Origin of the sequence: Hamadaea tsunoensis DSM 44101 (assembly GCF_000428945.1) — a bacterium.
Lineage (GTDB): Bacteria > Actinomycetota > Actinomycetes > Mycobacteriales > Micromonosporaceae > Hamadaea > Hamadaea tsunoensis.
In genome coordinates this window covers 23,547-36,290 of record NZ_AUAX01000027.1, presented here as the reverse complement: position 1 = coordinate 36,290, position 12,744 = coordinate 23,547, and the positions used below count along the sequence as shown (strand labels likewise).

Annotated in this window: 13 protein-coding genes; 11 read left to right on the top strand and 2 right to left on the bottom strand. The window is 70.4% G+C overall.

The genetic code is table 11. The features are described from left to right. Window positions 1-98: 98 nt before the first annotated feature. The 4 genes from G401_RS0131215 (at window position 99) to G401_RS0131200 (ending at window position 3,947) form a co-directional block, all read left to right on the top strand. Window positions 99-839: an RNA polymerase sigma factor gene (locus G401_RS0131215; RefSeq protein ID WP_211240892.1), complete on the top strand. Its 741-nt coding sequence runs from the start codon at window positions 99-101 to the stop codon at window positions 837-839. Then, window positions 832-1,509: a zf-HC2 domain-containing protein gene (locus G401_RS53565; protein ID WP_027345583.1), complete on the top strand. Its 678-nt coding sequence runs from the start codon at window positions 832-834 to the stop codon at window positions 1,507-1,509. Before G401_RS0131215 ends, G401_RS53565 begins: the two co-directional genes overlap by 8 nt. Window positions 1,510-1,606: 97 nt before the next feature. Further along, window positions 1,607-3,118 carry a SigE family RNA polymerase sigma factor gene (locus G401_RS56290; protein ID WP_064741896.1) on the top strand — a complete coding sequence of 504 codons (1,512 nt, stop codon included), beginning with the start codon at window positions 1,607-1,609 and terminating at the stop codon, window positions 3,116-3,118. 25 nt (window positions 3,119-3,143) lie between these two features. Continuing rightward, entirely contained in the window at window positions 3,144-3,947 is an 804-nt protein-coding gene (locus G401_RS0131200; protein ID WP_027345582.1) for a TrmH family RNA methyltransferase, read from the top strand. On the opposite strand, the gene G401_RS0131195 is transcribed toward G401_RS0131200, so the two are convergent. Continuing rightward, on the bottom strand, window positions 3,944-4,519 hold the full coding sequence (locus tag G401_RS0131195) for an RBBP9/YdeN family alpha/beta hydrolase (protein ID WP_027345581.1): 576 nt from the start codon (window positions 4,517-4,519) through the stop codon (window positions 3,944-3,946). The two genes, G401_RS0131200 and G401_RS0131195, sit on opposite strands and share 4 nt — an antisense overlap. Window positions 4,520-4,623: 104 nt before the next feature. Here G401_RS0131195 and G401_RS0131190 point away from each other — a divergent pair, with 104 nt between their 5' ends. Beyond that, window positions 4,624-5,778 (top strand): hypothetical protein, encoded by a 1,155-nt coding sequence (locus tag G401_RS0131190; RefSeq protein WP_157546613.1) that lies wholly within the window; start codon window positions 4,624-4,626, stop codon window positions 5,776-5,778. Window positions 5,779-5,806: 28 nt separating this feature from the next. Here the strand turns inward: G401_RS0131190 and G401_RS0131185 are convergent, their stop codons facing one another. Continuing rightward, window positions 5,807-6,676 (bottom strand): LysR substrate-binding domain-containing protein, encoded by an 870-nt coding sequence (locus G401_RS0131185; RefSeq protein WP_027345579.1) that lies wholly within the window; start codon window positions 6,674-6,676, stop codon window positions 5,807-5,809. Between the two features lie 66 nt (window positions 6,677-6,742). Here G401_RS0131185 and G401_RS0131180 point away from each other — a divergent pair, with 66 nt between their 5' ends. The 6 genes from G401_RS0131180 (at window position 6,743) to G401_RS0131155 (ending at window position 12,614) form a co-directional block, all read left to right on the top strand. Then, window positions 6,743-7,585, top strand: a complete 843-nt coding sequence (locus G401_RS0131180) for a DMT family transporter (RefSeq protein ID WP_027345578.1) — start codon at window positions 6,743-6,745, stop codon at window positions 7,583-7,585. A gap of 44 nt (window positions 7,586-7,629) precedes the next feature. Then, window positions 7,630-8,532 carry an ABC transporter ATP-binding protein gene (locus G401_RS0131175; protein WP_027345577.1) on the top strand — a complete coding sequence of 301 codons (903 nt, stop codon included), beginning with the start codon at window positions 7,630-7,632 and terminating at the stop codon, window positions 8,530-8,532. Further along, window positions 8,529-9,596: an ABC transporter permease gene (locus G401_RS0131170; protein ID WP_027345576.1), complete on the top strand. Its 1,068-nt coding sequence runs from the start codon at window positions 8,529-8,531 to the stop codon at window positions 9,594-9,596. The genes G401_RS0131175 and G401_RS0131170 overlap by 4 nt, the downstream gene beginning before the upstream one ends. Window positions 9,597-9,639: 43 nt before the next feature. Next, window positions 9,640-10,143 carry a hypothetical protein gene (locus tag G401_RS0131165; protein WP_027345575.1) on the top strand — a complete coding sequence of 168 codons (504 nt, stop codon included), beginning with the start codon at window positions 9,640-9,642 and terminating at the stop codon, window positions 10,141-10,143. A 159-nt stretch (window positions 10,144-10,302) separates the two neighbouring features. Then, window positions 10,303-11,907, top strand: coding sequence for a peptide ABC transporter substrate-binding protein (locus G401_RS0131160; RefSeq protein WP_027345574.1), 1,605 nt, complete (start codon window positions 10,303-10,305; stop codon window positions 11,905-11,907). Between the two features lie 134 nt (window positions 11,908-12,041). Further along, window positions 12,042-12,614: a hypothetical protein gene (locus G401_RS0131155; protein WP_027345573.1), complete on the top strand. Its 573-nt coding sequence runs from the start codon at window positions 12,042-12,044 to the stop codon at window positions 12,612-12,614. Window positions 12,615-12,744 lie beyond the last annotated feature (130 nt).

Below are 12,744 nucleotides of genomic sequence, written 5' to 3'. Positions count from 1 at the left end.
GCAGGTTACATGATCATCGGAATGCTCGGGCGTGTCCGCCTCTGTGGCCAGGTGGCGCGGCATGTCCGGATCCGGGGCGTCGGGGACACGTACCGGGGGTGAGGAAGCTGTACCGGCAGTGGGCACCGGGGGCGGTGCCGAACCGGCTCCGCCGACCGGCGGGGTTGCTGTCCGGCGGCCGCGCGGCGCCCGGCATGGCGGGGGCGCCGCGCCCGGCCGCGGGGGACGGGCCGGTCGACGGGCAGGTCGTGGGCATCGTCCACCCCGGGGTGGCGCGGGCGGGGCCGGACCCGCACAATTCTGGGGTGCCGGCGAGTGACGAAGACCTATTGGCCGCCATGGCGGCGGGTGATGCCGCCGCGGCCGCCGTCTTCGTCCGACGCCACCAGGGCCGGGTCTTCGGCCTGGCGGTGACCATCGTCGGCTCGGGCGGGCTGGCCGAGGAGGTCGCGCAGGACGCGTTCGTGCGCTGCTGGCGCTACGGCGGCGCCTACGACGGCCGGCGCGGTTCGGTGATCTCCTGGCTGCTCGCCATCACGCGCAACGCCGCCATCGACGCGTTGCGGGCGCGTACGGACCAGCCGATCGATCCCGAACGCCTGGCCGGGCTGCTCGAATCGCCCAGCGCCGAACCCGACGTCGCCGAGGCCGACCGGTTGCGCGACGCGTTGCGCCACCTACCCCCCGAACAGGCCCGCGCGGTCACGCTGAACAACTTCTACGGGCTGACCGCCCGGGAGATCGCCGAGCGCGACCACCTGCCCCTCGGCACCGTGAAGACCCGCATCCGGCTCGGCCTCGCCCGCCTGCGCGACCGGTTGGAGGTCGGCGATGAGTGAGCTGAGCTGCGCCGAGATCCGCGAGCTGCTGGCCGAGTTCGCCACCGGCACGCTGGCGGCCGCCGAGCGCCGGGCCGTCCTCGACCACCTCGCCGGCTGCGACGACTGCACCGCCGAGGCCGACGCGCTCGCGCGTACCGCGGACGGGCTGCTCGGACTCGCGCCCGCGATCGCGCCGCCGCCGGGCTTCGCCGAGGCGGTCCTCGCGCGCCTCGCCCCGGCACCCGTGGCCGTGCCCGTGCCGGCGCGCCCCGTGCCGCGCCGCCGCTGGCGCTACGCCCTCGCCGCCTGCCTCATCGCGATCGCCGCGGCGGGCGCCGGCGTCGGGGTGACGACCCTCGCCCAGACCCACCTCCCGATCCCCGCCGCCACCCAGGCACGGAAACTGACCACCGCGCCCCTGCTGTCCCCGGCCGGCGACAAGGTGGGCACCGTCTTCTTCTGGCAGGGCAACCCCAACTGGGCATACGCGGCGCTGCAGGAGCCGATGGCCGACGGCGTCTACCAGTTCGACGTGATCGACACCGCCGGGACGAAGCACAGCATCCCCTCGATGAGGGTGGGTACGAGCTTCCCCGGCTACGGCTTCCCGCTGTCGATGGAGATCCCGCAGGTCGCCTCCGTATGGATGACGGCCCCCGACGGAACCGTCTACACCGCCACCCGCTGACGGAAAACCGCGTACAACCTTTCGCGGCGGTCGGCCGGTACCTTCTCGTGACCGCACGGCTGATGCGGCTACCAGAGGGAACCGAGGGGGAGACGGGATGGCCGGCCGCGACGACTTCGAGGCGTTCGTCCGAGACCGGTCCGGGCGACTGCTGCGGCTCGCGTACATGTACACCCGCGACCACGCGCTCGCCGAGGACCTGCTGCAGACCGCGTACGCCCGGTGCTGGCGGGTCTGGCACCGCATCGAGGGCGATCCCGAACCGTACGTGCGCAAGTCCCTGGTCAACGCGTACAACTCGTGGTGGGGGCGGCGCTCGTCCACGGAGGAGCCGAGCGACGCGCTGCCCGACCGGCCCGGCGACGTCCCGCCGCAGCGCCGCTACGACGACCGCGACGAGGTGTGGCGGGCCGTCCGCAGACTGCCCCGCCAGCAGCAGGCGGTACTGGTGCTGCGCTACTTCGAGGACCTGTCCGAGGCGCAGATCGCGCAGGTGCTGGAGATCTCGCCCGGCGCGGTGAAGGGTTACGCGTCCAAGGCCCTCGCGAAACTGCGCGTCGACCCGACCCTGTCCGCGTTCGCGCTGCCCGACCTGGTCACGACGACCCCCGGCACGGAACGCGTCGCCGGTGTGCGTACGCGCATCGAGCAGGCCCGGCGTACGCGTACGGCGACGGCGGTGGCGGCGGTCGCGGTGGTGCTGTCGCTCCTGCTCGGCGTGCTGTTCGGCGTCGGCCTGGGCCGGCGGGCGCAACCGCACCCCGTGCAGCCGACCCCGACGCCCTCGGCGACCGCCCTCTCCCGGGCCGGGGCCGCCTACTTCGGTGGCAAGCGGCTCGTGCGGGCCTTCCCCGTTCAGGACCTCTCGCATCCCGAAGGCGACTTCACCTGGACGCCGGACAGCGACCAGCCGGTCTGGATCGCGATCAAGTGCGTCCAGAACGGACCGTCCGTAGACCCGCTCGGGCCAAAGTCGATCATGCATTACCTGTCGTTCCCGCAGACCGGCCACGCCGGCGGCTTCGGCGAGTCGTGCGAGAGCGGCCTGACGATCACCGATCCGCAGTGGTACCGCAGCGGCGGCCTGGCGGGCGGATTCGAACGCGATCCGAGACTGCGGCCGAAGGCCGGCGTGCCCATGTCGTTCCACGTCAGGATCGCCTACCTCGGAGACAGGGAACCACTGCCGGCCGGCAGCAGCGTGCACGGCCAGTGGGCGGTCGCCGTCCTGCAGGAGGTGCCGTGGGACGAGTATCCGTTCCCGACGCGCCCGGCCGCGCTGGAGCCGCTGCCGGAGTCGTTGCCGTTCGACGGGCCGCGCATCGACCCCGCTCACCTGCGTTCCATCACCCTCCCGTGGAAGAAGTCCATGGCGGTCACCGGCTATCAGCAGAGCCCCGGCCGGCTGACTATCCGGGTCGGTGACGCCGACGCCGCCGTCCTGAAGAGCTGGGGGTACTCACTCAGCGAGCAGAGCGCGTGCCTGTCGGACGCCCACCTCGACCTGCACGAGGGCGATCCGGTCACCATCTCGGTCTCGTCCGAGGCCACCGAGGGCGACTGGTACGTGATCTTGGACCCGATCGGGTTCCGTTGCCCGGAGAGCTGAGGTGAGGGACCGGTAGGCTGACTCCATCAAGACGATCAAGATCACCAGTCGCAACGCCGCCTTCCAGCAGTGGCAGGCCCTGCTGACCAACCGGGCCAAGCGCCAGCGCGCCGGCGAGTTCCTCGTGCAGGGCGTCCGCCCGATCACGCTCGCCGTCGAGCACGGCTGGGACATCCACGCCCTGCTGTACGCGCAGCGCGGTCACCGGTCGCGCTGGGCGCAGGACGTGCTGGACCGCGTACCGGCGCTGCGGGCGGAGCTGGCCGAGGACCTGCTCGCCGAGCTGGGGGAGAAGGAGGACCCGGAGCTGGTGGCCGTCGTCGGCATCCCGCCCGACGGCCTCGACCGCGTGACGCCGAAGGATCAGCTGCTGGCCGTGGTGTTCGACCGCCCGACCACACCCGGCAACATCGGTACGCTCGTCCGCTCCGCCGACGCGTTCGGGGCCGACGCCGTCTTCGTGACCGGCCACGCCGCCGACCCCTACGACCCGAAGTCCGTGCGCGCCAGTACCGGTTCGCTGTTCGCCGTCCCGGTGGTACGCGTACCGACGCATCGGGAGATCGTCGAGTGGGCCCGGTCCCAGCCGGCGAAGGTACGCATCGTCGGCACCGACGAGCACGGCGACGTGGACGTCGACGGCTGCGACCTGACCGGCCCGACGATCCTGCTCGTCGGCAACGAGACGGCCGGGCTGTCGGCCGCCTGGCGGGAGGCCGCCGACACGACGGTACGCATTCCGATCGGCGGCGCCGCCAGCTCGCTCAACGCCGCCGCGGCCGGTTCGATCACGCTGTACGAAGCCGCCCGCCAACGGCGTACGCGTTAGCGGGTCAGCCGGTTCGCCGGATCCAGGCACCAGCCGAGCACGCTGGGCCAGTCCCCGTAGCCGTCGCCGATCGTGATGTGGCCGGCGCCGGGCAGCAGGTCGACGTCCGCGCCGAGCGGCACCCCGTAGGCCTGGTCCGCCCCCTCCGGGCAGTAATGGTCGTTATCCGAGCAGGTCAGCCGCGGCTGTGCCACCGACAGCCGCAGACTCCCCAGGTCGAGATCCGCCGGGGTGAAGGGCGCGATCGCGTCCCAGCCGAACGCCGACGGGCCGGGCGGGCTCACGAGCAGGACCCGGTCGGCGGGCGGCGTCGCGGACCGGGCGGCGACGTGCAGCCAGGCGACCGCGCCGAGGCTGTGCGCGACCACGATCCGCTCGCCCCGCATCATCGCGAGCTCGGCGGCGATCACCTCGAACCAGTCCTCGGGGACGGGCCGGTCCGGGTCGGGCAGCTGCGGGTAGAACACCTGCTCGCCCCGCTCGCGCAGGCTCCGGGCGAGATGATGCTCCCAGTGATCGGCCGGTCGCCGGTTCTCGACGCCGTGCAGGATCAGGAAAGTACGGCTCCACATGACCGCCATCGTCGATCATGTCCGGCCCGGCCGGCCCACCGCGTTCAGGGACTGGGACATGATCGGGATCGCCACATTCGGCGTACACGTGAATAATCGGCCGGGTGTCGCGGACCTTGAGCCTGCTCGCGGCGTGCCTGCTCCTGCTGGCCGCCTGCGGGTCGAACGAGCAACCCACCCTGGTGGGGCCCACGTCGAGCGCGAGCGCCGCACCCCAGCTGGGTGAGGCGACGACGGCGCCCTCGGCCTCGCCGCCGGTGTCGCCCTCGCCGAAGGTGAGCCCGCCGCCCCGCAACGGCAACCCGGGCGGCGGCGCGGCGGTCCCCGCCGACGCCAAGGCCGTCGACACCGCGCACCCCAACCATGTGATCGGCGACGGCACCCCGGCGAGCTGCACGTCGGAAGCTGTCGTCGCCGCGGTGGCCGCGGGCGGGATCACCACGTTCAAGTGCGGCTCCGCGCCGGTCACGATCACCATGAAGACCACCGCCAAGGTACGCAACGCGCACGGCCCCAAGATCGTCCTCGACGGTGGCGGCCTGGTGACCCTGAGCGGCGGCGGCAAGCGGCGCATCCTGTACATGAACACCTGCGACGAGAAGCAGGGCTGGACCACGTCGCACTGCCAGGACCAGGAGACGCCGCAGCTCGTGGTGCAGAACATGACGTTCGCCGACGGCAACTCGACCGGCGACACGACCGAGGGCGGCGGCGGTGGCGCGATCTTCGACCGCGGCGGCCGCCTGAAGATCGTGAACTCCCGGTTCGTCCGCAACAAGTGCGACTCGACCGGCCCCGACCTCGGCGGCGCGGCCGTACGCGCCCTCAGCCAGTACCACAACCTGCCCGTCTACGTCGTCGGCAGCACCTTCGACGGCGGCATCTGCTCCAACGGCGGGGCGCTGAGCAGCATCGGCGTCTCCTGGTCGGTGATCAACAGCCTGTTCACCAACAACTCGGCGATCGGCCGGGGCGCCAACCCGGCCAAGGCCAACACGCCCGGCGGCGGCAGCGGCGGGGCGATCTACCTCGACGGCAACCTGTTCACCCTGACCCTCGCCGGTACGCGCATCGAGAACAACAAGGCGAACGAGGGCGGCGGCGCGGTGTTCTTCGTCAGCAACGACCGGACCGGGACGATGCGGATCGACCATTCGGTGCTGAGGAAGAACAAGAGCCTCGGGTTCCAGAACTTCCCGGGGATCTTCTTCCTCGGCGCCAAGGACCCGACGGTGGTGTCGAGCACGGTCTCGTCATAGACCGCTTCCTTCGACGCTTTCGAGTGCCCTAAGCGATCCGCAGGGCGAGGTCGCAGGCTGTTCGGATCACCGTGAACTCCCGCCGCTCCACCAGGCACGCCAGGTACTCCGTGATCGTGAGGTCGAACGGTTCGATCCGCAGCCGCGTCAGGCTGCTGTCCTCCGGCAGTTCGTCCTCCGCGACCAGGCCCACCCCGACGCCCACCCGGGCCGCCGCCATGACCGCCTCCCGGCTGTCGACTTCGAGGACGTCGGTGGCCGTGAGGCCGGCGCGCTGGAGTTCCCGGCGGAAGACCTTGCGGGTGATGGATCCCGGTTCGCGCGTCACCAGGCGGCACCGCACCAGGTCGGCCGCGTCGATCGTGGTACGCCCGGACCAGGCGTGCCCGGCGCCGACCACCGCGACGACGCTCGTGTGGAACAGCGGCCACGACACCAGCCGCGGATCGGGTTCGACGTCGCAGACGTACGCGACATCGGCCCGGTACGCGTACAGGTCGGCGAGCACCTTCGCGGCGTTGCCGGTCGACAGGGAGGTGCGGATGCCCGGGTACGCCTCGGCGAGGGCGGCCAGCAGCGGCATCGCGTACCCGGGGGAGTCGGCGGCGATGTGCAGCTGGCCGACGTGGAGTCCGGCGGCGTCCTGCAGGCAGCGTTCGGCTTCGGCGGCGAGGTCGGACATCCGCCGGGTGATCTCGTGCAGCCGTTCGCCGACGGCCGTCAGCTCGGTACGCCGTCCCCGCCGGTCGAACAGCAGCACCTGATGCGTCTGTTCGAGGGTGCGGACCTGTTCGGAGAGGGTCGGCTGACTGACGCCGAGGCGGGCGGCGGCGCGGACGAAGCTGCCTTCGGCAGCCACGGCGTGGAAGGCGCGCAGGTGGATCGGGTTGATAGGCATGACCTATGCATCGTATAGGCCGCGACGGCTGGACCAATACCCGGCGGACCTGGGAACATCCTGCTCATGCCCCTGTTCGTCGTCCTCGCCGTGCTCGGCTCCGCCGTCCTGCACGCCTCCTGGAACGCCCTGGCGAAGGCGATCCCCGACCGCCGGGTCGCCTCGACCCTGCTCGGCGCGACGTTCACCGTGGCCGGCGGGGTCGGCGTACTGATGGTGGCGGCGCCGGACCGTGCCTCGTGGGGCTATCTGGCGATCTCGTCGGTGCTGCAGACCGCGTACATGCTGCTGCTGATGGGGGCCTACCGGGTCGGGTCGTTCGGGCGGGTCTACCCCGTCGCGCGGGGCACGTCGCCGGTGCTGATCACGATCCTCGCGGCCGTCCTGCTCGGTGACCGGCTCGGCGTCGGCCAGCTTGCCGGGGTCCTGGTCGTCTCGGCCGGGCTGGTGTGGCTCGTGTTCGCCCACGGGCGGCCGCCGAGCGGGTCAGGCCGCAGTCTCGGGCTGGCCATGGGGGCCGGGGCCACCATCGCCGCGTACTCCATTGTGGATGGTCTGGGGGTGCGGGCGTCCGGCAATCCGCTGAGCTACGGGCTGTGGCTGTTCCTGTTGCAGGGGCCGCTGATCGTCGTGGCCTGCGCCGTCACCGCCGGGCCCGGCTTCGGCGCCGGGCTCGTGCGCTGGTGGCGGCACGGCGTGGTGGGCGGGTTGCTCACCGTGGCCGCGTACGCGATCGTGTTGTGGGCGCAGGCCCGCAGCCCGCTCGCGCTGGTCTCCGCGCTGCGCGAGACCAGCGTGCTCTTCGCGCTGTTCCTCGGCGGCCTGCTGTTCGCCGAGAAGGTCACCGTCCGCGCGCTGGCGGCCACCGCGCTCGCCGTCGTGGGCATTGCCATGATCAAGATCGCTTGAGCGTACGCGGAGCGGACTGGCATCTCCTGTTTACAGTGCATCGCATGCAACCCGCGATCGAGGTCGGCGAACTGCGCAAGTGGTACGGCGACATCCATGCCGTGGACGGCGTCTCGTTCTCCGTCCAGCCCGGCGAATTCTTCGGCATCCTCGGCCCCAACGGTGCCGGCAAGACGACCACTCTGGAGATGGTGGAGGGCCTGCGCGAACCCGACAGCGGCACGGTACGCCTGTTCGGCGAATCGCCGTGGCCCCGCAATCCGAAGCTGCTGCCGAGAATCGGCGTGCAGTTGCAGGCGAGCGCCTTCTTCGAGCGGCTGACCGCCCGGGAGCAGCTGCGCCTGTTCGCCTCCCTCTACGGGGTGCCGACGAAGCAGGCCGACGAGTGGCTCGCGCTGGTCGGGCTGGAGGACATGGCCGGCGTACGCAACGAGAAGCTGTCCGGCGGCCAGCAGCAGCGGCTGTCCATCGCCTGCGCGCTCGCCCACAATCCCGATCTCGTCTTCCTCGACGAGCCGACGTCCGGCCTCGACCCGCAGGCCCGGCGCAACCTCTGGGAACTGTTGCGGGGCATCAACGAGCAGGGGCGGACGGTCGTGCTGACGACGCACTACCTCGACGAGGCCGAGTCGCTGTGCGACCGCGTGGCCATCATGGACCACGGCCGGATCCTGCAGGAGGGCCCGCCCGCCGCCCTGGTACGCGGCCTCGACTCGCCGACCCGCATCTCCGTCGAGAGCGGACTGCTGCCGCTGGCCGAGGCCGCCACGCTGGCCGGGGACGTCGAGGTCGACGACGACGGCGTCTCGCTGACGTTCGCGACGCGTACGCCGGCGCCGGTGCTCGCGGCCCTCGCGGAGCGGGACGCGCTGCGCGGCCTGTCGGTACGCGGAGCCACGCTCGAAGACGTCTTCCTCAGCCTGACCGGACGGGAGTACCGCGCATGAAGGGGTTCGTCAGCCTCTCGCGGGCGATGGCGCTGGGCTTCTTCCGCGACCGGACCGCACTGTTCTTCACGATCCTGTTCCCGTTGATGTTCCTGGTGCTCTTCGGCGGCCTGTTCAAGTCGGCCGGGGTGTCGAAGACCGACGTCCTGGAGGTCGGCGCGGTACCCGTGATCGACCAACTGCCGGCCGACGCCCGCGCGGGCGTCGACCAGGTACTGACCATCAAACCGGCCGGCGACCGCGACGCGGCGCTGGCGAAGGTCCGCAAGGGCGACGTGGCCGCGGTGATCGAGCAGGTGAACGGCCAGGTCGTGGTGCACTTCTCGGCCGCCGACCAGGTCCGCTCGGGCACGGTGACCAGCGTCGTCGAGTCGCTGGTGCAGCAGGCGAACCTGCGCGCGGCCGGGGTGAGCACGCCGGCGCTGGCGATGTCGGCGCAGCCGGTCGAGGACCAGTCGCTGCAGCCGATCCAGTACATGACGCCGGGCATCCTGGGCTGGGCCATCGCCAGCGGCGCGACCTTCGGCGCGGCCCTGACCCTGGTCTCCTGGCGGCAGAAGAAGATCCTGCGGCGGCTGCGCCTGTCGCCGGTGCCGCTGCAGTCGGTGATCGGCGCCCGGGTCGGGGTGAGCATCGTGATAGCCCTGGTCCAGGCGGTGATCTTCGTCGGGGTGGCGCTGCTGCCGTACTTCGGGCTGAAGCTGTCGGGCTCCTGGTGGGCCGGGATCCCCGTCATGATCGCCGGTACGCTCGCCTTCCTCGCGATCGGCCTGCTCGCCGGGGCGGCCGCCAAGACCCCGGAGTCGGCGAGCGCGATCGCGAACCTGATCGTGCTGCCGATGGCGTTCCTGTCCGGGGCGTTCTTCCCGCTGGACAGCGCGCCCGGCTGGATCCGCGCCGTGTCGAACGTGCTGCCGCTCAAGCACCTCGTCTCCGGCATGCAGGACGTGATGGTACGCGGTCAGGGACCCGCGGCCGTCCTGCCGGAAGTCGGCATCCTGCTGGGCTTCTGCATTGTCGTCACCACCGCGGCGACCTTCCTGTTCAAATGGGATGACATCTGACGTTCCTCCATATCGGCAGGTCATGGCGTCTTACGGTGGAGCCATGAGGGCCATGGTGAACTCCCTGACCGAGACCGAGCAGCTGCTGGTCCGCGAGACCGAGACCGACCAGCTCACCGAGCTGGACGAGGACGGCCTCGCGGACCTGCACCTGCGGGTCCGGCGGGCGCGGGACAAGTACGTCAAGCTCTACCGCCGCGAGGCGGCCTCGAAGGTGTCCGAGTACGGCGGCCGGGGCAAGGCGCTGCCGAAGAACACCCGCAACCTGATGAAGGCCGAGGTGTTCGAGGACGCGCTGGCCCGGGTGAGCCGCAGCCTCGCCGCGGCGGCCCGGGCGGCGGCCACCGAACTGCGGCGCGAACGGATCGCGCTGGCGGCCGCGGCCCGCAACACGGCGCCGCCCCGCCCCACGCGCAGCTCGGGCCCGGGCCGGATGAAGTCGCAGGCGCCGCGCAAGGCGCCCGGCTCGACGCCCGCTGCCCGCAAGGAACGCGCGTCGTCCGCGGCCCAGGGTGTCCGTCGGCAGGCCCGCAAGGACGCCCGCTGACAGTTCCCTGAACGCGCTGCTCCCTGAACGCGCTGCTCCGCAAACACGCTGCTCTCCGAACGCGCTGCGCTTTTTGACGCGCCGGGCGTGCCGATTTTGCCCATATTCGCCCGAAGTGCCGCCTCTCCTTCTACCGTGTTACGGAACAGAGGAGGCATGATGCAGGTTCGCAGGCTCGCTGCGTGGACTGCGCTCCCCGTCATCGCGGCGCTGGTGTTGTCGGCGTGCGGCGGCGGTGGCGGGAGCGGTAGCAGCTCGTCGAATGATTCGGTCCGGATCGGTATCGCCGAACCGCAGTACCTGACCCCGGCGGATACGAACGAGACGAGCGGTTCGCAGGTGCTGGCCGCCCTGTTCGCTCCGCTCGTCGACTACGACGAGAACAACAAGCCGTTCGAGGTGCAGGCGGAGTCGATCACGTCCAGCGACAACAAGACGTGGACGATCAAGATCAAGGACGGCTGGACCTTCCACAACGGTGAGAAGGTCACGTCCGACAGCTACATCAACGCGTGGAACGCCGCCGCGTACAAGGGCAGCTCGCAGAACGCGTACTTCTTCTCGCAGATCGAGGGGTACAGCGCGGTCGCGCCGACCGACACCAAGCAGCAACCTACGGCGAAGACGATGTCGGGCCTCAAGAAGGTCGACGACACCACCTTCACGGTCACGCTGGCGTCGCCGTTCTCCGACTTCAAGACGATGCTCGGCTACACGGCCTTCTATCCGCTGCCGGCCGCGGCGTTCGACTCCGACGGCGCCGTGAAGAAGGACTTCCAGGAAGCGCCGATCGGCGACGGCCCGTTCCAGATGGACGGCGTCTGGCAGCACGACCAGCAGATCGCGGTCAAGAAGTACGCCGACTACAAGGGCCAGGCCCCGCACGTCGGCGGCGCGGTCTTCAAGGTCTACCAGCAGCCCTCGGCCGAGTACGCCGACCTGCTCGCCAACAACAACGACGTCATGAAGCAGATCCCGACGGAGAACCTGACGACCGCGCCGAACGACCTCGGCGACCGGCTGCTCAAGAGCCCCGCGTCGAGCTTCCAGTTCCTGGCGTTCCCGACCTACGACAAGAACTTCGCCAACGTCGACGTACGCCGCGCGATCTCGATGGCCATCGACCGGGAGCAGATCGTCCAGCAGGTCTTCAAGGGCTCGCAGAAGGCCGCGTACTCGTTCGTCTCGCCGGTGGTCTCCGGCTACCGGGACAACACCTGCGGCGACAACTGCAAGTTCGACCCCGCCGCGGCCAAGACCCTGTACCAGCAGGCCGGCGGCCCGTCGAAGCTGACGATCAGCTACAACGCCGACGGCGGCCACAAGGACTGGGTCGACGCGACCTGCAACCAGCTCAAGACCAACCTGGGCGTGGAGTGCATCGGGGCGCCGGAGGCGAAGTTCGCCGACCTGCTGACCAAGGTGCAGAAGAAGGAAGCGGTCGGCATGTTCCGGATGGGCTGGATCATGGACTACCCGTCGATGGAGGACTACCTCGGCCCGCTGTACACGACCAACGGCTCCTCGAACTACTACGGCTACAGCAACGCCGACTTCGACAAGCTGGTCCAGCAGGGCCGCGAGGCGAAGACCTCGGACGACGCGATCAAGATCTGGCAGCAGGCCGAGGATCTCCTGGCCAAGGACATGCCGGTGCTGCCGCTGCGGTTCGGCCAGAACGTGTACGGCATCTCGACCAAGGTCAAGAACGTCGACATCGACCTGTTCAACCGCGTGAACCTGGAGAAGATCGAGTTCAACTGACGATCATCTCGAGACGAGGGCCGGTGGACACCCCACCGGCCCTTTCGCGTACGCGGGTCCGGCGAACGGCCGGTTTCTCGTCGATCTTGAAGTTGGTACCGTCTGCGCGCTGACCGCTGCGAGTGAGGATGGCCATGGACGGCGACGACGACCCGCGCATCGGCTACGGCTACAACCGGGCCGGCTGGCTGACCGTACGGTGGCCCCGCAAGATCGACAAATTGCTGGTCAAGCCCGACGTCGACATCATCGACGGGCAGCCGGACGCCCGCATGCTGACGGTGTGCTGCGCCCCCTACGTCTTCGGCCTCTACCCGCGGCCGGTGAAGCTGCCGGTTCCGTTCCGGTTCGCCGGGCAGTTCCGTTTCCTCAGCTGGTTCCAGTTCGGTCTGCAGGGCCGGTTCCTCTTCCGGCTGACGCTTCTTCCCTTCGCCATCGCCGGACTCATCACGGGACTCCAGCGCAACTGGCTCGGGTTCGCCATCGTGGCGCTGCTCGGTGCGTATGTGCTGATGTGTCGCCTCGTCGGCGTGACCCGGCCCGCTCGGCTACCCCAGTATCCCGTCGCCGCGCCGGAGGGCATGGTGCAGATCGAAGGCGTACACGCGGCCTTCGTCAACGCCCTCATCGCCGCCAACCCGGACTACGCCCCGTCGGCCGGTCCGCGCGACGATGCCTTCGCCTCGAAGTACGCCGCCGCCGGCTAGCCTTTCCCCCTCCCGCGCCCACCAGGTTGCGACGATCTTGCGCGAATGTCCCGAATTTCGCGACGAATGCCGGAAACGCCCGGACATTTCGCGCAAGATCGTCGCAGGGTGGTCGGGGTGGGGGAGGGGC

What these genes read in the sequence shown, in the direction of transcription:
- G401_RS0131175 (WP_027345577.1), top strand. Translation starts at nt 7,630, where the DNA reads ATGCAACCCGCGATCGAGGTCGGCGAACTGCGCAAGTGGTACGGCGAC.
- G401_RS0131195 (WP_027345581.1), bottom strand. Translation starts at nt 4,519, where the DNA reads ATGTGGAGCCGTACTTTCCTGATCCTGCACGGCGTCGAGAACCGGCGA.
- G401_RS0131155 (WP_027345573.1), top strand. Translation starts at nt 12,042, where the DNA reads ATGGACGGCGACGACGACCCGCGCATCGGCTACGGCTACAACCGGGCC.
- G401_RS0131160 (WP_027345574.1), top strand. Translation starts at nt 10,303, where the DNA reads ATGCAGGTTCGCAGGCTCGCTGCGTGGACTGCGCTCCCCGTCATCGCG.
- G401_RS56290 (WP_064741896.1), top strand. Translation starts at nt 1,607, where the DNA reads ATGGCCGGCCGCGACGACTTCGAGGCGTTCGTCCGAGACCGGTCCGGG.
- G401_RS0131185 (WP_027345579.1), bottom strand. Translation starts at nt 6,676, where the DNA reads ATGCCTATCAACCCGATCCACCTGCGCGCCTTCCACGCCGTGGCTGCC.
- G401_RS0131170 (WP_027345576.1), top strand. Translation starts at nt 8,529, where the DNA reads ATGAAGGGGTTCGTCAGCCTCTCGCGGGCGATGGCGCTGGGCTTCTTC.
- G401_RS0131165 (WP_027345575.1), top strand. Translation starts at nt 9,640, where the DNA reads ATGAGGGCCATGGTGAACTCCCTGACCGAGACCGAGCAGCTGCTGGTC.
- G401_RS53565 (WP_027345583.1), top strand. Translation starts at nt 832, where the DNA reads ATGAGTGAGCTGAGCTGCGCCGAGATCCGCGAGCTGCTGGCCGAGTTC.
- G401_RS0131180 (WP_027345578.1), top strand. Translation starts at nt 6,743, where the DNA reads ATGCCCCTGTTCGTCGTCCTCGCCGTGCTCGGCTCCGCCGTCCTGCAC.